Source organism: Streptomyces sp. NPDC091972 (assembly GCF_044756385.1).
GTDB lineage: Bacteria > Actinomycetota > Actinomycetes > Streptomycetales > Streptomycetaceae > Streptomyces.
This window is the reverse complement of record NZ_JBIVSV010000021.1, coordinates 62,588-83,131: the sequence shown is the minus strand read 5'-3', so window position 1 is coordinate 83,131 and position 20,544 is coordinate 62,588. Positions and strand designations below refer to the sequence as shown.

Sequence of the window (20,544 nt, the reverse complement as noted above, 5' to 3'; positions counted from 1 at the left end):
TGCGGTGCAGTCCTAGACAGCTCCACCACACCGGAGGTCTTCGCCATGATCAAGCCCTGGCGGCGTTAACAACGCTCGTGATCAATACACCTAGGCCACCGTCCGCAGCCCGCCGCGTGCGGCGGTGGGCGTCCCGCGCACCACCCGGTACGCGCAGGTCGCCGTCAGCAGTTCGCCCAGCAGGTCCGGCTCGTCCACCTCCAGGCCCAGCAACGACTCGATGCGCTCGAGGCGTTGGTACAGCGACTGGCGCCCGATGTGGAGCAACGCCGCCGTGCGGGTCGGGGAACAGCCGTTGCGCAGATGGACCTCCAGGGTGCGCACCAGGTCGCTCGGGTGGGCCGCGTCCCACGTCAGGAGGGGGCCCAGGGTGTGCTGGACCAGGGCCTCCAGGCGGTCCCGGTTGGCGTCCACCCCGCCCCGGGTCAGCTCCCGCTCCAGCGCCAGGGCCCGGGAGGAGACCACCAACGGGCCGTCGGGGGCGGCGGGTTCGGCCGAGGGGACGGTCAGGGCCAGTTCCCGTGTCGCACGGGCCGCCCGCAGGGTGTCGCTCCAGCGCAGCCAGCCGTCGCCCGCGGCCACGGCGTGCCCCACGGCGACCGTGAGTCCGGGGGCCGCCGTCGTGCGGAAGGCCTCCTGGACCGCCTTCACGGGGTCACCGGTGCGTGCCGCGGGGAGGGACAGCAGGGCCAGGACGTCCCCCGGGAACGCGGCGCGCAGCACCCCCGCCCCGCCCAGCGGCCGTACCGCGCGGTCGACCGTGCTCACGTCCCGCGTGCCGTGCAGGGACACCCCGATCAGACGGGCGCCGGGGCCGGGGTGGAAGCCCGCGAGCGCCGCCCGCGCCTCCACCTCGGGCTGGTTCAGCGCCGCCCGGTCGGCGAGGTCGGCGAGCAGGGCCGCCGTGTGGTCGCCGCCCCACGGCCGTACCACCGCACGGCCCGACAGCCCGCGGGCGACGATCGCCCGGTTGGCGGCCTCCGTGATCCGCACGAAGGGCACGACCCGGTGCATCGCCAGCAGCGGCAGCTCGCGGCGGCGGGCCTCGTCGGCCACCTCGGCGGGCATGACCGGCAGGGAGCGGCCGACCTCCACGGCGAGTCCGGCGGCGCCCCGGGCGGCCAGCTCACGGACGTAACGGCGGCGGGTCTCCTCGTCGGGGCCGGTCAGCCCGAATCCGTTGGTGAGCAGCAGTTCGCCGCCGTCCAGGAAGTTCGCGCCCTCGTAGACCTCGCTGATGGGGGTCCCCCCGCTTCGAGCGAAGTCGAGAAGGAGGGGGAGGACCCAGCGGACCGGGCGGTCCAGGGCGGCGTGTCCGGCCAGCAGTTCGGGCTCGGCGGCGCGGACCGGGTCGAGGGCGAGGATCTCGCGAAGGGTGAGTGCGGGCATGCGCGCCTCCCGACAGTTCGTCCGGCTGTGGGCTGCCGGGAGAGTACTTTCCGCACGTTGCCCTCGTGTTTCCGCCACAGGAGAGTGAGAGACATGGATCAGGCACAGGCACACCGGTGGCTCGCCACCGCCGTCGAGGAGGCCCGCGCCGGGCTCGCCGAGGGCGGCATCCCCATCGGGGCCGCGCTCTACGGCGCCGACGGCACCCTCCTCGGGCGCGGCCACAACCGGCGCGTGCAGGACGACGACCCCTCCATGCACGCGGAGACGGCCGCCTTCCGGGCGGCGGGACGGCAGCGCTCGTACCGCGGTACGACGATGGTGACCACCCTGTCCCCGTGCTGGTACTGCTCCGGGCTGGTCCGCCAGTTCGGGATCTCGCGCGTGGTGATCGGGGAGGCCGCCACCTTCCACGGCGGGCACGATTGGCTGGCCGGGCACGGCGTGGAGATCGTGCTGCTCGACGATCCCGAGTGCGTCCGGATGATGACCGACTTCATCGAGAAGAACCCGGCACTGTGGAACGAGGACATCGGTGACTGACACCCCGCGGCCCCGCATTCCGACCATCGACCTGCGCCCCTGGCTCTCGGGGGACCCCGAGGCCCGCGCCGCCGTCGCCCGCACCCTCGACGAGGCCCTCCAGACCGCCGGGTTCTTCCTGGTCACCGGGCACGGCGTGGACCCGGCCCTGCGCGCGGGCATCCGGGAGGCGGCGCGGACCTTCTTCCGGCTGCCCACGCCGACGAAGCAGGTATACGAGGCGAAGGTGGGCGGCCGTGGCTGGCTCGGCCCCGGCGCCGAGGCCAACGGCTACGCGGAGGGCACCGAGACCCCGCCCGACCTGAAGGAGTCGCTGACCTTCGCCACCGACGAACCCTTCGAGGACCCGGTCGTCAACGCGGAGTGGTACGCGCCGAACGTCTGGCCCGCCGAGGTGCCCGAACTGCGGGAGCTGTGCGAGGAGTACCTGGCGCGCATGGCCGAGCTGGAGAAGCGGCTGCTGACCCTCCTCGGCGCGGCGCTCGGCCTCGAACCCGACTTCTTCTCCCGGCACATGGACCACCCGACGTACGGCTTCAACATCAACTGGTACCCGGGCACCGAGGTCGTCGGGGAACCGCAGCCCGGTCAGTTCCGCATCGGCCCGCACACCGACTTCGGCACCGTGACCATCCTCGACCGGCAGGCCGGCAAGGGCGGGCTCCAGGTGTTCACGGACGCGGGCGGCTGGGAGGACGCCCCCTTCGACCCGGACGCCTTCACCGTCAACATCGGTGATCTGATGGCCCGTTGGACCGGCGACCGCTGGCGCTCCGGACGCCACCGGGTGCTGCCGCCGCCGGCCGACGCGCCCGCCGAGGAGCTGATGTCCCTCGTCTACTTCGGCGAGTGCACCCCCGGCACGACCGTCGAGTCCGTCCCGGCACCCGTCGGGCGGGTGGCGTACGAACGCGTCGACTCCCACGCGTACCTGAGGGCCAAGCTGGACTCGATCACGGTCGCCTGAGAGCCGTCACCGCGCCGGGAACCGCCTCCGCAGTGCCGCGTACAGCAGCGCGCTCACCGTGAAGCCGACCACGGGGGTGATGTCCCCGAACGACGGCCAGTGCTCCGGCACGTAGCCGACGTAGTCCTCCTGGTTGGAGAAGAGGGGGACGGACACGGCCACGCCCGCCAGCAGGGCTGCGAGGCCGGGCCGGTTGGTGAAGGCGCGGTCGGTCAGGCGGGCGGTGCCGGTGGTGCCGGAGCGCAGGAGGCGTTCGACCAGGACCACGCCCAGCCACGGCGCCACCCAGTACGCGATCACCAGCAGGAACGCCTCGTAGGCCGCCCCCGCGTCGGAGAGCGAGGCCCAGGCCGCCGCCGTACCGGCGATCCCGGACACGACGACCAGCGCGCTCCGGCTCAGCCAGGCGGGCAGGTCCAGACCGAAGGAGGCGAGCGAGATCGCGCCGGAGTACACGTTGAGGGCGTTCGCCGAGACCGCGCCCAGGATGATCGCGATCAGCACCAGGTCGCCGAGCCGGCCCGGCAGGTGCCCTGTGAAGGCGGCCGTCGGGGTGGCGTCCTTCGGGGCCACGATCGTCGCCGAGGCCGCGCCGGTCACCGCGACCACCGTGACCGACAGGAACAGGCCGAGCGCGGGGTAGAGGACCGTCCTGGCCCTGTTCGCCGTACGCGGGAGATAGCGCGAGTAGTCCGAGGCGTACGGGTTCCAGCCCGCCGCGTATCCCCAGGCCGCGCTGAACGCGAGCAGGAAACCGCCGATACCGCCGCCCGTGCCGCCCCCGCCGAGGTCGGCGTCCTTGAAGGTCCACACCCCGGCCAGCAGGAAGATCACCGCGAGGACGGGGAAGGCGTACTTCTCGAAGACGTGGACGAAGTTGTGGCCGATGAAGCCGATCAGGATCTCGGCGGCCACCACCAGGAGGAGGGACGGCAGCGGCCGCAGACCGGTGAGGGTGTTGAGCGCGAAGGCCGCGCTGACGCTGTTCACCGCGAACCAGCCGACGCCCGCGACCAGGCCGTTGGCCGCTGCGGGCAGGATGTTGCCGCGGTACCCGAAGGAGAGGCGGCCGATCACCATCTGCGGCACCCCGAACCGGGGCCCGTCCAGAGACAGGACACCCTGGGTGAGCGCGCCGAGGGCGGTGCCGAGCACGATGGCGGCCGTGGCCTGCCAGAAGCTCAGGCCGAAGAAGAGGACCGCGATCACCCCGATGAAGACCGTGGCGAACTCGATGTTGGGAGAGGCCCAGGTCCACAGCAACTGGAGCGGGCCGCCGTGCCGTTCGGACTCGGGGATGGGTTCCGAGCCCGCCGTCTCGACGGCGATGACCTTGTCACCGTATGCGGGAGCGAGCGTGCCGGGAGAGTCGGCGGGAGCTGTCGTCATGCGAGGTAAGTGTCCGGCCCCCGCCCGCCTCCGCCCAGGGGCGCGATGTCCGCTCCGGGGCCCTCGCCGGCGTACAGCTTGTCAGTCGCCCTTGGGCTCCTCGCCGGCCTCCCGGCGCTTCAGCTCCTCCTCGCGGCGGCGCAGGTCCGCCTCCCAGTCCTTCAGCAGGGCCTCGTCCTTCTTGTGGTCGGCCTTGAGGGAGTTCAGGAACTCGGGGTTGTCGTCCGGGGCGACGTACTCCATGCGGTGGTTGCGGTGCCACTCGGAGGGGGTGCGGCCGTTGGCCGGCGGGGTGCGCAGCTTGCCCGCGGCGAGCCAGGCGATCGGGCCGACGATCCAGAACAGCAGGATGATGAAGACCCAGGCGATCTTGGGAAGGTGCTTCGCCTCGTCCTCGGGAGTGTTGAGGCAGTCGATGAACGCGTAGATCGTCAGCGCCAGCGGGATCAGGTACATCAGCAGCCGGAACATGTGCTTTGGCCCCCCAGGGAACGGTGTGTGGAGCCTGTGACGGGCCCCTGACGGGGTCAGGGTAGCGGCTCGGGGATACTTGACCCCATGGCTTACGACGATCTTCGCTCCCTGCTCAGGGCACTGGAACGCGAGGGAGACCTCAAGCGGATCAAGGCCGAGGTCGACCCGTATCTGGAGGTCGGGGAGATCGTCGACCGCGTGCAGAAGGCGGGCGGCCCCGCGCTGCTCTTCGAGAACGTCCGCGGGTCGGCCATGCCGCTCGCGATGAACGTCTTCGGGACCGACCGCCGGCTCCTCAAGGCCCTCGGCCTGAAGTCCTACGGCGACATCTCCGACAAGATCGGCGGGCTGCTGCGCCCCGAACTCCCGCAGGGCTTCGTCGGGGTGCGCGAGGCCTTCGGGAAGCTCGGCGCGATGACCCACGTCCCGCCGAAGAAGGTGAAGTCCGGCGACGCCCCGGTGCAGGAGGTCGTCCTCACCGGCGACGACGTGGACCTCGACCGGCTGCCCGCGCTGTTCACCTGGCCCAAGGACGGCGGGTCCTTCTTCAACCTGGGACTGACCCACACCAAGGACCCGGAGACCGGCATCCGCAACCTCGGTCTCTACCGCCTCCAGCGCCACGACAAGCGCACCATCGGCATGCACTGGCAGATCCACAAGGACAGCCGCAACCACTACCAGGTCGCCGCGCGGCGCGGTGAGCGCCTTCCCGTCGCCATCGCCTTCGGCTGCCCGCCCGCCGTCACCTACGCCTCCACGGCCCCCCTCCCCGGCGACATCGACGAGTACCTCTTCGCCGGGTTCATCGCGGGCAAGCGGATCGAGATGGTGGACTGCAAGACGGTCCCGCTCCAGGTCCCGGCGCAGGCCGAGGTGGTCATCGAGGGCTGGCTTGAGCCCGGCGAGATGCTCCCGGAGGGGCCCTTCGGGGACCACACCGGCTTCTACACCCCGCAGGAGCCGTTCCCGGCGCTGACCATCGACTGCGTGACGATGCGGAAGCGGCCGCTGCTCCAGTCGATCGTCGTGGGCCGGCCCCCGACGGAGGACGGACCGCTGGGCCGTGCGACGGAACGCTTCTTCCTCCCGCTGCTGAAGATCATCGTCCCGGACATCGTGGACTACCACCTGCCCGAGTCCGGCGGCTTCCACAACTGCGCGATCGTCTCGATCGACAAGAAGTACCCCAAGCACGCGCAGAAGGTGATGCACGCGGTCTGGGGGGCACACATGATGTCGCTGACCAAGCTGATCGTGGTCGTCGACGCCGACTGCGACGTCCACGACCTGCACGAGGTCGCCTGGCGGGCGCTGGGCAACACGGACTACTCCCGGGACCTCTCGGTCGTCGAGGGACCGGTCGACCACCTCGACCACGCCTCCTACCAGCAGTTCTGGGGCGGCAAGGCGGGCATCGACGCGACGAAGAAGTGGCCCGAGGAGGGCTACACCCGGGACGGCGGCTGGCCGGACATGGTGGAGTCCGACCCCGAGACGGCGGCGAAGGTCGACCGCCGCTGGAAGGAGTACGGCCTGTGAGCCCCATCGCCGCGGGCGGCCCCGCCCTGTTCATCGGCACCGACACCGACTACGTGGCCCTCGTGCGGCCCGCGCTGGACCCGGCCGACCCCGGCGTCCGGCTGGCCGCCGAGCAGGCGGGCGTCACGCCTGAGGAGCTCGCCGGCGCCGGTGACACCTGGGCGGTCCTCTTCGAGCACGGCGGCGAAGGCGACGGCTTCGAGCTGCCCGGCGTGCGCGACGCGGAACCCGCCGACTTCGCGGAGCGGCTGCGCGCGGAGCTCGTCGCGGCGGACGGTCCGTTCACGGTCGACGGCGGGGCGGCGCTGCGGCTGGACGCCCGCCCGGCCGGCCCCGACGGATACGCCTTCACCGCGCACGTCACCCCGCCCGACGACGCCGCGACACCGCTGACCGTGGAGACGGGCCCGCTGCCCGCCGCCGCACTCCTGACCGACCTCGACGCCTTCCTCGGGAGCCTCGCATGATGACCACCGCCGACGGGGTCGTGGGCCCGGGCCCGGCGCCGCAGCCGACCGGGAAGGTGAAGAGCTTCCTGCGCCTCGTGATGATCGAGCACTCGGTCTTCGCGCTGCCCTTCGCGTACATCGCCGCACTGACCGCGATGTACGAGTGGGACAGGAACATCCACTGGGGGCGCCTGCTCCTGGTGACGATCTGCATGGTCGGCCTGCGCACCTTCGCGATGGCGGTCAACCGGATCATCGACCGCGAGATCGACGCGCGGAACCCCCGGACCGCCCAGCGCGAGCTGGTCACCGGGGCGATGTCGGTGAAGCACGCCTGGACCGGGGCGCTGGTCGCGGTCGTCGTCTTCCTCGGCTCGGCGGCGCTGCTGAACCCGCTGTGCCTGGCGCTGGCGCCCGTCGCGGTGATCCCGATGGTGGTCTACCCGTACGGCAAGCGGTTCACGAACTTCCCGCAGGCCATCCTCGGTCTCGCCCAGGCGATGGGTCCGGTCGGCGGCTGGCTCGCCATCACCGGGTCCTGGTCCTGGGACGCGGTCGTCCTCGGCCTCGCGGTCGGCATCTGGATCGGCGGATTCGACCTGATCTACGCCTGCCAGGACGTGGAGACGGACCGGGAGATCGGGGTCAGGTCGGTCCCGGCGCGGTTCGGCATCCCGGCGGCGATCTGGGGCGCGCGGGTCTGTCACGCCCTGACGACAGCCCTCCTCGTCTGGTACGCCGTCGTCACCGAGGCCGGTGGGTTCTTCTGGGTGGGCCTGATGATCGTCGCGGGCGCGTTCGTCTACGAGCACTCGATCGTGCGGCCGCATGACCTGTCCCGGCTGAACCGGGCGTTCTTCAGCGTCAACGGCTTCATCGGGATCGCCCTCTTCGTGTGTGCGCTGCTGGATCTGCTGGTTCGCGGTCTGACCGTGTGAGTACGGTGCGGCCTACCATCGAGGGCAGGACCCCAGGGAGGCCAGCGTGACCGTCTCGGGCATCGACCGCCTGCACTCGCAGCTCAGCAAGCTGGAGGACATGTTCCCCGGCTATCTGACGGAGATTGTCGAGGGCAGCATCGTGATTAACCCGGTCAGGCCGTTCCATGGGAAGACGATCCTCAGGGTGTCCGCCGGTCTTGAGGACCAGCTTTCACCGGATTGGGCCTTGGTGAGTGATGTGGCGTTCCCCTTCGACGACGCCAACGAGTTCTGCCCGGACATCGCCGTCATCCCAGCCGAGGCGGAGGCCGAGAACCGTAGCTCCTACCCCGCTGATCTGATCGAGTTCGTGGCCGAGGTGGTGTCGCCGGAGAGCGTGCGTCGTGACTACGAGATCAAGCCCCGCTGGTACGCCTCCCGAGGCATCTCCAACTATGTGATCCTCGATCCGTTGCAGGGCCACGCCGTCGCCATGTGGAATCCAGGACCCGACGGGTACCGAGGCCACGACACTCTTCCCTACGGCCCCGATCTGACCGTCGACTCCCCGCTCGGCAAGCTGACGATCCCGACCTCCCGGCTCCCGGTCGACCCGAAGGCCCGGCCTCAGAGCTGAACCACGTCCCGACCCGCCCGGCGCCGGAACACGAACGCCGCCGCAACTCCCGCCGCGAGGCCCAACACATGCCCCTGCCAGCTGACCCCCGACTGGGTCGGTGCCAGGCCCACCAGGATCGACGTGCCCCAGACCGCCGCGACCAGGAGGCCCACCAGAACGCCCAGCGGGCGGCGCTGCACGAAGCCCGTCACCACCAGGTAGCCGAACAGGCCGAAGATCAGGCCCGACGCGCCCGCCGTGTTGGTGTGGGCCGGGGCTGTGAGCCAGACGCCCAGGCCGTCGGCGACGATGATCAGGGCGCAGACGGCGGCGAATCGACGGATACCGCCCAGCGCCGCGAGGAAGCCCATGACCAGCAGCGGGACGCTGTTCGCGGCCACGTGGGCGAAGCCGAAGTGGACGAAGGCCGCCGGCACGACGTCGACCAGCTCGGACGGGGTGCGGGGCGTGATGCCGAGGCCGTCCAGGGCGTGGCCGCTAGCCACGTCCACCACTTCGAGCAGCCACAGCAGCGCGACCCAGCCCACCATCAGCTTGGCCGCGGCCTTGGCCCGGTCACCGCGCGACCACTCGAGTTCCCTGCCCGGCATGTCAACCCCCCGTCCCCTCAGAGGAACGCCCCGACCCCCTTGGCCGGTTCCCACCCTGCGGCGCCGGATAGGCTCGGGGGTGTGAACCCAGTCAAGCCAGGAGAGACGCCGCGTACGCCTTGGATCGTAGGGGTGTCCGGCGCCTCCGGCACCCCGTATGCCGCGTCCGTGCTGCGTGCGCTGCTCGCCGCCGGAGAGAGCGTCGACCTGGTCGTCTCCCGTGCCTCGCGGCTCACCCTCCTCGACGAGACGGGGATCTCCTTCCGGGACGCGCACTGGCGCGAGGACCTGCGGGAATGGCTGTGCCGGGGAGCCGACGGCAAGCCGGCCTTCGACGTGGACACCGACGCGGTGCGGTACTGGCCCGCCGGGGACCTGGCCGCGGGGCCGTCCTCGGGGTCGTACCCGAGCAAGGGGATGCTGATCGTCCCCGCCTCCACCGCCTGCGTGGCCGGAGTCGCCCTCGGCCTCTCCAAGGACCTGCTCCAGCGGGCCGCGAGCGTCACGCTGAAGGAGCGGCGGCCGCTGGTCGTGGCCGTACGGGAGACGCCCCTGAACGGGCAGACCCTGCGGCACCTCGTCGCGCTCGACGACGCCGGCGCGAGCGTGGTGCCGGCCTCGCCGGGCTTCTACGCGGGCGCCACCCACATCCAGGACCTGGTGGACTTCGTCGCCGGGCGGGTGCTGGACGCGGCGGGCGTGCGGCACGACCTGTACCGGCGCTGGCAGGGCGAACTGGGCGGCGGCACATCGGGTCAGTAGGGCAAGTGGCAGTAGCGGCAGTACCTCTCATCACTTCAGGCACTTTTCAGCGGAAGGCTTCGATCCCATGGACGCGGTGGACAGGCAGCTCATCCAGGCCCTGAGGGAGAACGGCCGGGCCTCCTACGCGGAGCTGGGGCGCCTCGTCGGTCTGTCCGGACCCAGCGTCACCGACCGCATCAACCGGCTGGAGGCGGCCGGTGTCATCACCGGTTACCGCGCCACCGTCGACGCCGCCTCGCTCGGCCTCGGCGTCACCGCGCTGATCGGCATCTCGCTGTCCGACGCGGTGGACCACGAGGACGTGGCGCGCCGCCTGCGGGACCTCTCCGAGATCGAGGACTGCTGGTTCATCGCGGGTGACGACTCGTACATGCTGAAGGTGCGGGCGCCCGACGTCGACGGTCTGGAGAAGATCATCCGGCGGCTGTCCGGGACCGAGGGGGTCTCGCGGACCCGCACCACGATCGTGCTCTCCACGAAGTGGGAGAACCGGGTCGGGGAACTGCCCGAAGAGGCGTAGGCCCGTTGCAGGGCCGTATGGGGGCACCTCCCGCCCGAAGGGCGGGGGCGTACGGTGGACAGGTTGTCGGAGAAAGGGTGTCGCATGGACGTCGGGCTCAAGCGCGAGCTGGAGGAGAAGGTCAGGGCCGGTGAGCGGCTGACCCGTGAGGACGGCATCGCGCTGTACGAGTCGGACGACCTGGCCTGGCTCGGCGGCCTCGCGCACGAGGTGCGGACGCGGAAGAACGGCGACGTCGTCCACTTCAACGTGAACCGCCACCTCAACATGACCAACGTGTGCACGGCGTCCTGCGCCTACTGCTCCTTCCAGCGCAAGCCGGGCGAGAAGGACGCGTACACGATGCGCATCGAGGAGGCGGTCAGGCTCGCCAAGGCGATGGAGGGCGAGAACCTCACCGAGCTGCACATCGTCAACGGCCTGCACCCGAACCTGCCGTGGCGCTACTACCCGCGGTCGCTGCGTGAGCTCAAGGCGGCGCTGCCCGGCGTCTCGCTGAAGGCGTTCACCGCGACGGAGATCCACCACTTCGAGACGATCTCGGGTCTGTCGGCCTCCGAGATCCTCGACGAGCTGATCGACGCCGGTCTGGAGTCGCTGACCGGCGGCGGCGCCGAGATCTTCGACTGGGAGGTCCGCCGGCACATCGTGGACCACCGCACCCACTGGGAGGACTGGTCCCGGATCCACCGCCTGGCGCACGAGAAGGGTCTGAAGACCCCGAGCACCATGCTGTACGGCCACATCGAGGAGCCGCGGCACCGCGTCGACCACGTGCTGCGCCTGCGTGAGCTCCAGGACGAGACCGGCGGTTTCCAGGTCTTCATCCCGCTGCGCTACCAGCACGACTTCGTGGACGTGAAGGACGGCAAGGTCAGGAACCGCCTCCAGGCGCGGACCCGGATGGCGACGGGCGCGGAGGCCCTGAAGACCTTCGCGGTCTCCCGCCTGCTGTTCGACAACGTCCCGCACGTCAAGGTCTTCTGGGTCATGCACGGCGTGCAGACCGCCCAGCTCGCCCTCCAGCACGGCGCGGACGACATGGACGGCTCGGTCGTCGAGTACAAGATCACCCACGACGCCGACAACTACGGCACGCCGAACAAGCTGACCCGCGAGGACCTGCTGGACCTGATCCGGGACGCGGGCTTCCGGCCGGTGGAGCGGAACACGCGGTACGAGATCATCCGGGAGTACGACGGGCCGGACGCGGGGCGCCGGGAGTCTCCTCAGCCGATGCGGGTCTGAGGTCGTTCGTCGGCTGCGGCGCGGTGGGGCCGGTCGCGCAGTTCGCCGCGCCCCCGGGTGGGTACCCGGGGGCGCATGACCTCGAAGGCACCCGAGGACGCCTATACCGCTGAACCGTTTCTTCCGGAGCGCGGTGGCCTTCCCGCTCTGCGGCGGGCCGCCGGTGCGTGTCGTGGGTGCCCGCTTCATCGCGATGCCACTCAGGTCGTCTTCGGGGTCGGCGACCCCCACGCGCGCGTGATGCTCGTGGGGGAGCAGCCCGGGGACCAGGAGGACAGGCAGGGGAAGCCGTTCGTCGGGCCTGCCGGGAAGTTGCTGGACCGGGCGCTCGCGGAGGCCGGGATCGATCCCGCGCACGCCTATGTCACCAACGCCGTGAAGCACTTCAAGTTCACGCAGGCCGAGCCGCGCAAGCGGCGCATCCACAAGTCGCCCACCCTGCGGGAGATGACGGCCTGCGGGCCCTGGCTCGCCAGGGAGCTGGCGCTCGTCGAGCCGGAGCTGATCGTGGTGCTCGGCGCCACCGCGGGCAAGGCGCTGCTCGGCTCGTCGTTCCGAGTGACGCAGGTGCGCGGGACCGTGCTGGAGGAGGAGATCCACGGCAGGCCGGAGCGGCTGGTGCCGACCGTGCACCCCTCGGCCGTACTGCGGGCCGACGACAGGGAGGCCGCGTACCGGGGTCTGGTGGCGGACCTGGAGGTGGCGGCACACGCGCTGGGGTAAGGCTTACGATGCTGCTGTGTCCCTTACCTTTACTCTCGACCCGGCCGTCACTCCCACCCTGCGGGACGGCCTCCTCGACCTGTGGACGGACGTCAGCAACGCGGGCGGTGCCGTGGGTTTCGTCCCTCCCGTGGAGCGGGAGACCATACGCCCCGAGCTGGTGAAGCACTTCGCGGCGATGGCGGACGGCCGCACCCGGCTGCTCGTCGGACACGACACGGAGGGCCGGGTGGCCGCCACCGCGTTCCTCACCTTCAACACGCACCGGCTGATGACCCACTGGCTGTGGCTCTACACGGTGATGGTCCACCCCCGCCACCAGGGCCGGGGCTACGGCCGCGACCTGCTCGCCGCCGCGGCCGACGCGGCCCGCGGGCTCGACGGCATCGAGGCGATACGGCTCACCTGCCGCGGCGGCCTCGGCCTGGAGCGGTTCTACGGCTCCTGCGGCTACAAGGAGGTCGGCCGCATCCCCGACGCCATACGGGTCGCTCCCGGGGACGACCGGGACGACGTGATCATGCTGCTGCCGCTCGGCTGACCCCCGTCGAAGATCGGGTGCCCGGCGTGCTTCACTGGACGGTGTCCCTTTAGGAACCGGAAGAGTGGATTGACATGCTCCGCTACACGCTGATGCGCCTCGGGATCTTCGTGGGCTGCCTCGTGGTCGTCTGGGGCCTCGTCTACTCCGGCCTCGCCCCGCGCGGCCTCGGCGACTCCAACGGCATGTGGATCGTTCTGCTCTCCCTGCTGCTGTCGGCCCCCATCAGCTTCGTGGTCCTGCGCAAGGAGCGCGACCGCGCCTCCATCCAGGTCGTGCAGCGCGTGGACCGGATGAAGGCCAACCTGGAGGCGAACCGCAGCCAGGAGGACGAGGCCGCCGACGAGGCCGCCCCCTCCCCGGGCCAGGCCCCGCAGACCTCCTGAGCCCAACGCCCGCGCCGGCGTGCCCGGGTGACCGTAGGCTTTGGGCATGGGTGTCGTGAAGAGCAAGCGCATGCCGCGTGCCGTGCGGGAGCAGCAGATGCTGGACGCCGCCGTGGAGATCTTCGGACGGCGCGGGTACATGGCCGCCTCGATGGACGAGATCGCCGAACTCGCCGGTGTGTCCAAGCCGTTGGTCTACCTGTACCTGAACTCCAAGGAAGACCTCTTCACCGCGTGCATCCGCCGGGAGGCGGCCGCGCTCACCGAGGCCGTGCGGACGGGCGTGGGCACCGGCCCCGCGGCCGACCGTCAGCTCTGGGACGGGCTGCTGGCGTTCTTCACGCACACCTCGCAGAACCCGCACGGCTGGTCCGTGCTGCACCTCCAGGCCCGTATCCACGGTGAGGCGTTCGCCGCCGAGGTCACCGCGATGCGCGAGGAGATCGTGGCGTTCGTGACCCATCTGATCGTGGTCGCGGCCCGTGCGGCCCACCGCGACCCGGACCTGCCCGAGCGTGAGGTCGCCGGGCTCGCCGAGGCGCTCGTGGGCGCCGCCGAGTCCCTCGCCGCCTGGGCGAACGCGACCCCGAGCGTGACGGCGAGGCAGTCCGCGGCGACCCTGATGAACTTCGCGTGGGCCGGACTCGGCAACCTCATGGAGGGCCGGCCGTGGACGCTCCAGGACACGGCGTCCGGGAGCGCCCCCGTCCAGGTCAGCTAGCGGCGCCTGCCGAGGCGGGGCCGCCCGGCGGGTACACACCCCCGGTCACGTGCACGCGCTCCCCGTCGCACAGTTCGAAGCGCTCCCCGTCCGCCGCGTAGGTCACCGTCCCCGGCAGCAGCACCGGTGCCCTGAACTCGGCCTGCACCCGTACCGCCGGGGGCGTGCCGTGGGCGGCCAGACAGCGGGCCGCCGTCCACATGCCGTGGGCGATGGCCTTCCTGAAGCCGAAGAGGCGGGCCGTGAGCGGGTACAGGTGGATCGGGTTGCGGTCGCCGGACGCGGCGGCGTAGCGCCGTCCGATGTCCCCGGCCAGCCGCCATTCGGCGACCGCGGGCAGCGGGCCGTGCCTCTCCTGGTCCCGGCCCCGGTCCCGCTGCGCACCGGTCTCCGTCGTGCGGTGCCGTGCCAGGTACGTGCTCACCGACTCCCACACGACGTCCTCGCCCACCCGCAGCTCGGTGACGACCGACGCCTCGGTGCCCCGTCGGTGCGGCGCCAACCCGTCGACGTACACGGTGAGTTCGTACGCGCCGGACGCGGTCAGCTCCCGGTGGCGGGTGATCTCGACGGAGGTGTGCACCAGTCCGAGCAGCGGCAGCGGGAAGTCCCGTCCGCTCATCAGGCTCATCGCCAGCGGGAAGCCCAGCACGTGCGGATACGTCACCGGCAGCGCGTCCTCCCCGGTCGCGAACCCGCACACCCGCTCGTAGGCGGCCAGTCGGGCGAGGTCCACGCGCAGTCCGGGCAGCACGAGGCGGGTGCGGGGGAAGTCCGCGGTGGCCGAGGGCCGCTTGAAGGGGGAGCGCAGGGCGCCCCGCGCGAGGAGCGGGAGGAGGGAGGGGGAGCGGCGCAGGACGGTCCGCGGGCGGCCGTACGACCGCTCGGACCGTGTGTCGTGGGATCCCACTACGCCCCCAACAGGCTCTGGCCGCAGACCCGTACGACCTGGCCGTTCACCGCGCCGGAGGCGGGGTGGGCCAGCCAGGCCGTCGTCTCGGCCACGTCGACGGGCAGTCCGCCCTGTCCGAGGGAGTTCATGCGCCGCCCCGCCTCCCGGATGAACAGCGGGATCGCCGCCGTCATCTTCGTCTCGATGAATCCCGGGGCGACGGCGTTCACCGTGACCCCGTGCCCGGCCAGCGCCCGGGGTGCCAGGGAGCGCACCAGTCCGACGACTCCGGCTTTGCTCGCGCCGTAGTTGGTCTGTCCGGCGTTGCCGGCGAGCCCCGCGATGGACGCGGTGGCGACGATCCGCCCGCCGCGCCGCAGCGTGCCCCTCTCCAGCAGTGCGTCCGTCGTGCGCAGCACGCTCGCCAGGTTGACGTCGAGCACCGAACTCCAGCGCTCCGCATCCATGTTGACCAGCCGCCGGTCCCGGGTGATGCCCGCGTTGTGGACGAGCACGTCCAGTCCATCGGGCAGCGCCTCGGCGATCCGCGCGCCCGCGTCGGGAGCCGTGACGTCCAGCGCGAGGGCGCTGCCCCCGAGCCGCCCGGCCAGCTGCTCGGCGTCCGCCGCCGCCCCCGGCACGTCGAGCACGACGACCCGCGCCCCGTCCCTCGCCAGGGTCTCGGCGACCGCCGCGCCGATGCCCCGCGCCCCGCCGGTCACCAGGGCCGTCCGCCCCGCGAGCGGGAGGTCCCGGTCGAAGTCGGCCTCCTGCGGCTGCCCGACCTCGATCACCTGGCCGCTGACGTACGCCGACCTGGGGGAGAGCAGGAACCGCAGGGTCGACTCGGCGGCGGACGCGTCGGTCAGCCGTACGAGGTTGACCGTCCTGCCCCGCCCGATCTCCTTGCCGAGGGAGCGCGTGAACCCCTCCAACGCCTGCTGGGCGGCGGCCTGGTGGTGGTCGGCGGGGTCGAGCGGCGCGCCGAGGACGACGACCCGTCCGCTCGCGGCGACCGAGCGCACGACCGGGTGCAGGGCCGCGTGCACCTCGGCGAGCCCTTCGACGTCCCGCACTCCGGTGGCGTCGAGCAGGACCGCGGCGGGCGTGTCCGACGCGGCCGGGAAGTCCAGCCCGGACAGCGCCGACTTGCCCGCCGTGAGCTGGAGCACCCCGCCCTCGAACCCCGGGGTCTCCGGTGACCAGCGGCGCAGCACCGCCGGTTGCGGGAGGCCGAGGCGGCGGGTGAGGAACCGGCCCGGCGCGGTACCGGTGAAGCTCAGATAGCGGTCGGCCATGTTCATCTCCCGGGTCGGTCGCAGATTCCTTACTCTGGAGTAAGGTTACCGTAGGTAAGTCCATTTTCGTGGTGAGGAGCTGGTGGAGATGAGCCCCCTGGAGCCGCCGGTGGCCCGGCGTGTGGCGATCGTCGCGGGGACCCGTGTGCCCTTCGCCCGCTCGGACGGCCCCTACGCCACCGCCTCGAACCAGGAGATGCTCACCGCCGCCCTGGACGCCCTCGTGGAGCGCAACGGGCTCCAGGGGCCGGGCGCGGTCGGGGAGTTCGTCGCCGGTGCCGTCCTCAAGCACGCCCGTGACTTCAACCTCGCCCGCGAGACGGTCCTCGGCTCGAAGCTGGACCCGCGCACCCCGGCGTACGACATCCAGCAGGCGTGCGGGACCGGACTCCAGGCCGTCATCGCCGCCGCCAACAAGATCGCCCTCGGTCAGACCGAGTCCGCGATCGCGGGCGGCGCGGACACCGCGAGCGACGCACCCCTCGGCGTCAACGACGACCTGCGCCGCATCCTGCTGGAGGCCCGGCGCGCGAAGTCGGCCGGCGCCCGCCTCAAGGCACTCGCCCGTATCCGCCCCGCCCACCTCGTGCCCGACATCCCGCGCAACGCCGAGCCCCGCACCGGTCTGTCGATGGGGGAGCACGCCGCCGTCACCGCCCGGGCGTGGGGCGTGAGCCGCGAGGCCCAGGACGAGTTGGCGGCGACGAGCCACCAGCGGCTCGCGGCCGCCTACGAACGCGGCTTCTTCGAGGACCTGGTGGTCCCCTTCCGCGGCCTGGCCCGCGACCAGAACCTCCGCCCCGACTCGACGGCCGCCAAACTCGCCGCGCTCAAGCCGGTGTTCGGTCTCAAGGACCCCGAACCGACCATGACGGCCGGGAACTCCACCCCGCTGACGGACGGCGCGGCGGTGGTCCTGCTGGCGTCGGAGGAGTGGGCGGAGGCGCGCGGCCTGGAGGTGCTGGCGTACCTCACGGCGTACGAGACGGCGGCCGTGGACTTCGTGCGGGGGGATGTGGCCCAGGGGGAGGACGGGCTGCTGATGGCTCCCGCCCACGCCGTCCCCCGCATGCTGGAGCGGACCGGACTCGGCATGGAGGACTTCGACCTGGTCGAGATCCACGAGGCCTTCGCCTCCCAGGTCCTCGCGACCCTCGCCGCCTGGGAGAAGCGGGGTCTGGCCCCGGTCGACCGGACCAGGCTCAACGTCACCGGGTCCTCCCTCGCCACCGGGCACCCCTTCGCGGCGACCGGGGCGCGGATCGTGGCCACGCTCGCCAAGCTGCTGGCCGAACGGGAGGGCCCGGGCCGTGGGCTGATCTCGGTGTGCGCGGCGGGCGGACAGGGAGTGACGGCGATCCTGGAGCGGCCGTAGCCGCCGATAGCTGACAAATTCTCACTTTGCGGTCGAGATTGCACAGTCCTGGCTCCGGACCATCAACGAACCCGCACAGAGTCGCCACTTGAGCCACTTAGGATCACCCTCCTACCCCTGGTAACCCTTCCCGGCGCACTCGCGGGTGAACGCCCCGGTACGTCCCCTGCGTACCTCATGCAGCGGAGCGGTACCGAGCTGCACGTCCCAGGAGCTGACCATGTCCCTCTCGTACGTGTCCGGCCACGACTACGACGGCGCGCCCGTGCTCGTGGAACCAGAGATCGTGCGGCTGGACGGTGAGGTCCGCGAGGTGTCGGTGCCGCCGCTGGTGCCGCCGGTGACCCACGGCTCGCTCGCGGACCTGCCGTTCGACAACGCGGAGGCGGCGCCGCAGCAACGGGTCATGAGCCGCCGCACCGAGGACGGCCGCTGGGTCGACCTCACGGCGGCCGAGTTCGCCCAGCAGGTGCTGGCGGTGGCGAAGGGCCTGATCTCCGAGGGCCTGATGCCGGGCGACCGGGTCGCGATCATGGCGCGTACGACGTACGAGTGGACGCTCCTGGACTTCGCCGCCTGGGCCGCGGGCCTGGTGACGGTCCCCGTCTACCCCACGTCCTCCGTCTTCCAGACCCGGTTCATCCTCCAGGACTCCGGCGCGGTCGCCCTGGTGACGGAGACGGCCGCCCAGGCCGCCGCCCTCGGTCCCGAGCTCAGCCGCCTCCCCGACCTGCGCCACATGTGGGTCATGGAGAAGGGCCACGTGGACCGCCTGGCCGAGCTCGGCCGGCCCGTCCCGGAACAGGAGATCGGCGTACGGCGGGGCATGCTGGGCCCGGACACGGTCGCCACCGTCGTCTACACCTCCGGCACCACCGGCCGCCCCAAGGGCTGTGTGCTCAGCCACGGCAACTTCCTCGCCGAGATCGACAACGCGGTCGAACTCCTCTACCCCGTCTTCAAGTCGAAGTCGGAGGAGGCGGACCTCGCGACCCTGCTCTTCCTGCCCATCTCGCACGTCTTCGGCCGCATGGTCGCCATCGCCTGCGTCCGCGCCCGGGTCCGCCTCGGGCACGCGCCGAGCCTCCAGGCCGAGGACCTGCTGGCCGACCTCGCCAGCTTCAAGCCGACCTTCCTCCTCGTGATCCCGTACATGCTGGAGAAGGTCTTCAACAACGCCCGCGCCAAGGCGGAGAGCGGCGGCCGGGTCACCGTCTTCGACCGCGCGACCAACGTCGCCGTGCGCTACGGCGAGGCGATGGAGGCCCGCAACGCGGGCACCGGCTCCGGCCCGGGCGCGGCCCTGAAGGCGGCCCGCACCTTCTACGACCCGCTGGTGTACCGCCGTATCCGTAACGCCATGGGCGGCCGGATCCGGCACATCATCTCCGGCGGCTCCCCGCTCGGCCGCCGTCTCGCGGCCTTCTACGCGGGCGCCGGCATGGAGATCTACGAGGGCTACGGCCTGACCGAGTCGACCGGGGCCGCCACCTGCACCCCGCCCCTGAAGCCCCGCCTGGGCACGGTCGGCTGGCCCCTCCCGGGCACCCGCATCCGCATCGCGGCGGACGGCGAGATCCTGCTGAGCGGCGGCCAGGTCTTCCGCGGCTACTGGGACCCCTACGGCGAGGGGGTGGCCCCCGCCTCCGCCGACGGCTGGTTCCCGACCGGTGACATCGGACAGCTGGACGACGAGGGCTATCTGACGATCACGGGCCGCAAGAAGGAGATCCTGATCACGGCCGGCGGCAAGAACGTCGCCCCGGCCCCGCTGGAGAACTGGCTGCGCTCCCACCCCCTGATCTCGCAGTGCATGGTCCTCGGTGACCGCCGCCCCTACATCTCGGCCCTGATCAGCCTCGACATGGACGGCGTACACCACTGGCGCCAGATGAACGGCAAGCACCCCGTCCCCGCCGAACTCCTGGTCAACGACGAGGAGTTGCTACAGGTCCTGCAACGCGCGGTGGACGAGGCGAACAAGATGGTCTCCCGCCCGGAGTCCATCCGCCGCTTCGCCGTCCTGCCGACCGACCTCACCGAGGCGGCCGGCCATCTGACCCCGTCGATGAAGCTGCGCCGGGAGGCGGTCATGCGGGACTTCGCGGACGAGATCGAGAGGCTCTACGAGCGCTGAGCACCGTGCGCGGCGAGGAAGGCCGACCAGGCGCCGGGGGAGAGAGCGAGGTGGGGGCCGGTCGGGTGCTTGGAGTCACGGAGGTGGACGGTGCCGGCGCCTACGGCGACCTCCAGACACTCGCCGCCTTCGCCACCGCTGTAGCTGGACTTGAACCAAGTGAGCTGTTCGACGTTCATAGCTCCTCCAGCTTCCGCTCGATCAACTTCCGGGACTCCGAGGGGGAGAGTGCCATCGCTCGCATGATCCCATAGCGGTCGGTGATCTTCCTGACCTCTTCCGACTCGGTGATCAAGCGCGGGTACCCCTGGAGACCTCCGTGTACGCCACCTGGTTATGCCCCTTCGGCGTCAGCAGGTTGAACGCCCCGTCCATGTTGGGGTGTTCCTCCAGCGTGGACGGCATCACCTGGATCTCGACGTTCCGCATCTGCCCGACCTGGAGCAGGCGCCGAAGCTGATCCGCGTGCACCCGGCGTCCGCCGATCGGCCGGTCCAGCACGATCTCCTCCAGAACGTAGCTCACGATCGGAACGGGCCAACGTCCGAAGACCTGTTGCCGGGAGAGGCGGTCCGCGACCCGCTTCTCGATCGTCTCCTCGTCCAGGAACGGCCGCCGTTTGGCGAACACGGCTCGCGCGTAGTCCTCGGTCTGCAACAGGCCCGGTACTCCGTGGTTGGCGTAGAAGTGCAGCTCGACCGCCTCCGCCTCCAGGCCCGCGTAACTGCGATACCACTCCGGGTGCCGGGTCCGTGTCCTCGCCATCGCCTCCTCGACCTCCGGGACGACCTCCTTCAACAGGCCCCCCGCGTCGAGCAGTTCGTCGGCCTTGGTGAGCACCTCGGGGCGGAGCGTCCGCACTCCGCGTTCCATCGAGGAGATCGCGTCGGGGCCGTACCCCACCATCTCCCCGAACTCCTTCTGCGTGAGCCCCTTCCGCTCGCGCAGCAGCTTCACCATCTTGCCCAGCGCGACGAACAGCCCCGCCGTACCGTCCGCCTCCGCAGGCGTTTCCGGCCTCCGCTCGGCCATGCG

General features: G+C 71.4%; 22 protein-coding genes and 1 pseudogene. 15 read left to right on the top strand and 8 right to left on the bottom strand.

Annotation, left to right across the window (positions count from 1 at the left end; all coding sequences use genetic code 11):
* Positions 1-90: 90 nt before the first annotated feature.
* Positions 91-1,389 (bottom strand): PucR family transcriptional regulator, encoded by a 1,299-nt coding sequence (locus tag ACIQJT_RS39835; protein ID WP_402650382.1) that lies wholly within the window; start codon positions 1,387-1,389, stop codon positions 91-93.
* 93 nt (positions 1,390-1,482) lie between these two features.
* On the opposite strand from ACIQJT_RS39835, the gene ACIQJT_RS39830 reads away from it, so the two are divergent.
* Together ACIQJT_RS39830 and ACIQJT_RS39825 are read left to right on the top strand one after the other, a co-directional pair.
* Positions 1,483-1,932, top strand: coding sequence for a nucleoside deaminase (locus ACIQJT_RS39830; RefSeq protein WP_402650381.1), 450 nt, complete (start codon positions 1,483-1,485; stop codon positions 1,930-1,932).
* Complete coding sequence (locus ACIQJT_RS39825) at positions 1,925-2,899, top strand: isopenicillin N synthase family dioxygenase (protein WP_402650380.1); 975 nt, start codon at positions 1,925-1,927, stop codon at positions 2,897-2,899. The genes ACIQJT_RS39830 and ACIQJT_RS39825 overlap by 8 nt, the downstream gene beginning before the upstream one ends.
* 6 nt (positions 2,900-2,905) lie before the next feature.
* Here the strand turns inward: ACIQJT_RS39825 and ACIQJT_RS39820 are convergent, their stop codons facing one another.
* Complete coding sequence (locus ACIQJT_RS39820; RefSeq protein WP_402650379.1) at positions 2,906-4,288, bottom strand: purine-cytosine permease family protein; 1,383 nt, start codon at positions 4,286-4,288, stop codon at positions 2,906-2,908.
* Between the two features lie 81 nt (positions 4,289-4,369).
* Positions 4,370-4,759, bottom strand: coding sequence for a PLD nuclease N-terminal domain-containing protein (locus ACIQJT_RS39815; RefSeq protein ID WP_365461973.1), 390 nt, complete (start codon positions 4,757-4,759; stop codon positions 4,370-4,372).
* Positions 4,760-4,846: 87 nt separating this feature from the next.
* Between ACIQJT_RS39815 and ACIQJT_RS39810 the strand changes: the two genes are divergently transcribed.
* Genes ACIQJT_RS39810 through ACIQJT_RS39795 form a run of 4 tightly spaced genes read left to right on the top strand, consistent with a single transcriptional unit; the run spans position 4,847 to position 8,310 of the window.
* On the top strand, positions 4,847-6,304 hold the full coding sequence (locus ACIQJT_RS39810; protein WP_053848230.1) for a menaquinone biosynthesis decarboxylase: 1,458 nt from the start codon (positions 4,847-4,849) through the stop codon (positions 6,302-6,304).
* Positions 6,301-6,771: a hypothetical protein gene (locus tag ACIQJT_RS39805; protein WP_365461975.1), complete on the top strand. Its 471-nt coding sequence runs from the start codon at positions 6,301-6,303 to the stop codon at positions 6,769-6,771. Before ACIQJT_RS39810 ends, ACIQJT_RS39805 begins: the two co-directional genes overlap by 4 nt.
* Positions 6,768-7,691 (top strand): menaquinone biosynthesis prenyltransferase MqnP, encoded by a 924-nt coding sequence (gene mqnP, locus ACIQJT_RS39800; protein WP_402650378.1) that lies wholly within the window; start codon positions 6,768-6,770, stop codon positions 7,689-7,691. The genes ACIQJT_RS39805 and mqnP overlap by 4 nt, the downstream gene beginning before the upstream one ends.
* Positions 7,692-7,737: 46 nt before the next feature.
* Positions 7,738-8,310 (top strand): Uma2 family endonuclease, encoded by a 573-nt coding sequence (locus ACIQJT_RS39795; protein WP_402650377.1) that lies wholly within the window; start codon positions 7,738-7,740, stop codon positions 8,308-8,310.
* Here ACIQJT_RS39795 and ACIQJT_RS39790 read toward each other — a convergent pair.
* A complete protein-coding gene (locus tag ACIQJT_RS39790) occupies positions 8,301-8,903 on the bottom strand; it encodes a rhomboid family intramembrane serine protease (protein ID WP_402650376.1) in 603 nt (200 codons plus the stop codon). The genes ACIQJT_RS39795 and ACIQJT_RS39790 overlap by 10 nt on opposite strands.
* A gap of 132 nt (positions 8,904-9,035) precedes the next feature.
* Between ACIQJT_RS39790 and ACIQJT_RS39785 the strand changes: the two genes are divergently transcribed.
* The 7 genes from ACIQJT_RS39785 (at position 9,036) to ACIQJT_RS39755 (ending at position 13,807) form a co-directional block, all read left to right on the top strand.
* Positions 9,036-9,665 (top strand): UbiX family flavin prenyltransferase, encoded by a 630-nt coding sequence (locus ACIQJT_RS39785; protein WP_365461981.1) that lies wholly within the window; start codon positions 9,036-9,038, stop codon positions 9,663-9,665.
* Between the two features lie 67 nt (positions 9,666-9,732).
* Complete coding sequence (locus ACIQJT_RS39780) at positions 9,733-10,188, top strand: Lrp/AsnC family transcriptional regulator (protein ID WP_031057954.1); 456 nt, start codon at positions 9,733-9,735, stop codon at positions 10,186-10,188.
* Positions 10,189-10,272: 84 nt separating this feature from the next.
* Complete coding sequence (gene mqnE, locus ACIQJT_RS39775) at positions 10,273-11,436, top strand: aminofutalosine synthase MqnE (protein WP_402650375.1); 1,164 nt, start codon at positions 10,273-10,275, stop codon at positions 11,434-11,436.
* 75 nt (positions 11,437-11,511) lie between these two features.
* Positions 11,512-12,159 (top strand): UdgX family uracil-DNA binding protein, encoded by a 648-nt coding sequence (locus tag ACIQJT_RS39770; RefSeq protein ID WP_365461985.1) that lies wholly within the window; start codon positions 11,512-11,514, stop codon positions 12,157-12,159.
* Positions 12,160-12,175: 16 nt separating this feature from the next.
* Positions 12,176-12,700, top strand: a complete 525-nt coding sequence (locus ACIQJT_RS39765; RefSeq protein ID WP_402650374.1) for a GNAT family N-acetyltransferase — start codon at positions 12,176-12,178, stop codon at positions 12,698-12,700.
* Between the two features lie 74 nt (positions 12,701-12,774).
* The gene (locus ACIQJT_RS39760; protein ID WP_365461989.1) at positions 12,775-13,086 is read left to right on the top strand and encodes a DUF4229 domain-containing protein; all 312 of its coding nucleotides are present in this window, start codon (positions 12,775-12,777) and stop codon (positions 13,084-13,086) included.
* Between the two features lie 46 nt (positions 13,087-13,132).
* The gene (locus ACIQJT_RS39755) at positions 13,133-13,807 is read left to right on the top strand and encodes a TetR/AcrR family transcriptional regulator (RefSeq protein ID WP_402650373.1); all 675 of its coding nucleotides are present in this window, start codon (positions 13,133-13,135) and stop codon (positions 13,805-13,807) included.
* On the opposite strand, the gene ACIQJT_RS39750 is transcribed toward ACIQJT_RS39755, so the two are convergent.
* Both ACIQJT_RS39750 and ACIQJT_RS39745 read right to left on the bottom strand, forming a co-directional pair.
* The gene (locus tag ACIQJT_RS39750) at positions 13,800-14,717 is read right to left on the bottom strand and encodes a MaoC family dehydratase (protein WP_402650372.1); all 918 of its coding nucleotides are present in this window, start codon (positions 14,715-14,717) and stop codon (positions 13,800-13,802) included. The genes ACIQJT_RS39755 and ACIQJT_RS39750 overlap by 8 nt on opposite strands.
* Complete coding sequence (locus ACIQJT_RS39745; protein WP_365461993.1) at positions 14,717-15,997, bottom strand: 3-oxoacyl-ACP reductase; 1,281 nt, start codon at positions 15,995-15,997, stop codon at positions 14,717-14,719. Before ACIQJT_RS39745 ends, ACIQJT_RS39750 begins: the two co-directional genes overlap by 1 nt.
* Positions 15,998-16,085: 88 nt before the next feature.
* Here ACIQJT_RS39745 and ACIQJT_RS39740 point away from each other — a divergent pair, with 88 nt between their 5' ends.
* Together ACIQJT_RS39740 and ACIQJT_RS39735 are read left to right on the top strand one after the other, a co-directional pair.
* Positions 16,086-17,372, top strand: a complete 1,287-nt coding sequence (locus ACIQJT_RS39740) for an acetyl-CoA C-acetyltransferase (RefSeq protein WP_365461995.1) — start codon at positions 16,086-16,088, stop codon at positions 17,370-17,372.
* Between the two features lie 220 nt (positions 17,373-17,592).
* Positions 17,593-19,509 (top strand): AMP-dependent synthetase/ligase, encoded by a 1,917-nt coding sequence (locus ACIQJT_RS39735; RefSeq protein ID WP_365461997.1) that lies wholly within the window; start codon positions 17,593-17,595, stop codon positions 19,507-19,509.
* Here ACIQJT_RS39735 and ACIQJT_RS39730 read toward each other — a convergent pair.
* Both ACIQJT_RS39730 and ACIQJT_RS39725 read right to left on the bottom strand, forming a co-directional pair.
* Positions 19,497-19,688, bottom strand: coding sequence for a DUF397 domain-containing protein (locus ACIQJT_RS39730; RefSeq protein WP_402650371.1), 192 nt, complete (start codon positions 19,686-19,688; stop codon positions 19,497-19,499). The genes ACIQJT_RS39735 and ACIQJT_RS39730 overlap by 13 nt on opposite strands.
* A pseudogene (locus tag ACIQJT_RS39725) lies at positions 19,685-20,541 on the bottom strand (helix-turn-helix domain-containing protein). The gene ACIQJT_RS39730 and the pseudogene ACIQJT_RS39725 overlap by 4 nt, the downstream one beginning before the upstream one ends.
* Positions 20,542-20,544: the final 3 nt, after the last annotated feature.

Coding starts and splice junctions, on each gene's coding strand:
- mqnP (WP_402650378.1), top strand. CDS start 6,768: ATGATGACCACCGCCGACGGGGTCGTGGGCCCGGGCCCGGCGCCGCAG.
- ACIQJT_RS39740 (WP_365461995.1), top strand. CDS start 16,086: ATGAGCCCCCTGGAGCCGCCGGTGGCCCGGCGTGTGGCGATCGTCGCG.
- ACIQJT_RS39735 (WP_365461997.1), top strand. CDS start 17,593: ATGTCCCTCTCGTACGTGTCCGGCCACGACTACGACGGCGCGCCCGTG.
- ACIQJT_RS39820 (WP_402650379.1), bottom strand. CDS start 4,288: ATGACGACAGCTCCCGCCGACTCTCCCGGCACGCTCGCTCCCGCATAC.
- ACIQJT_RS39815 (WP_365461973.1), bottom strand. CDS start 4,759: ATGTTCCGGCTGCTGATGTACCTGATCCCGCTGGCGCTGACGATCTAC.
- ACIQJT_RS39745 (WP_365461993.1), bottom strand. CDS start 15,997: ATGGCCGACCGCTATCTGAGCTTCACCGGTACCGCGCCGGGCCGGTTC.
- ACIQJT_RS39835 (WP_402650382.1), bottom strand. CDS start 1,389: ATGCCCGCACTCACCCTTCGCGAGATCCTCGCCCTCGACCCGGTCCGC.
- ACIQJT_RS39755 (WP_402650373.1), top strand. CDS start 13,133: ATGGGTGTCGTGAAGAGCAAGCGCATGCCGCGTGCCGTGCGGGAGCAG.
- ACIQJT_RS39730 (WP_402650371.1), bottom strand. CDS start 19,688: ATGAACGTCGAACAGCTCACTTGGTTCAAGTCCAGCTACAGCGGTGGC.
- ACIQJT_RS39830 (WP_402650381.1), top strand. CDS start 1,483: ATGGATCAGGCACAGGCACACCGGTGGCTCGCCACCGCCGTCGAGGAG.
- ACIQJT_RS39780 (WP_031057954.1), top strand. CDS start 9,733: ATGGACGCGGTGGACAGGCAGCTCATCCAGGCCCTGAGGGAGAACGGC.
- ACIQJT_RS39810 (WP_053848230.1), top strand. CDS start 4,847: ATGGCTTACGACGATCTTCGCTCCCTGCTCAGGGCACTGGAACGCGAG.
- ACIQJT_RS39770 (WP_365461985.1), top strand. CDS start 11,512: ATGACCTCGAAGGCACCCGAGGACGCCTATACCGCTGAACCGTTTCTT.
- ACIQJT_RS39790 (WP_402650376.1), bottom strand. CDS start 8,903: ATGCCGGGCAGGGAACTCGAGTGGTCGCGCGGTGACCGGGCCAAGGCC.
- ACIQJT_RS39760 (WP_365461989.1), top strand. CDS start 12,775: ATGCTCCGCTACACGCTGATGCGCCTCGGGATCTTCGTGGGCTGCCTC.
- mqnE (WP_402650375.1), top strand. CDS start 10,273: ATGGACGTCGGGCTCAAGCGCGAGCTGGAGGAGAAGGTCAGGGCCGGT.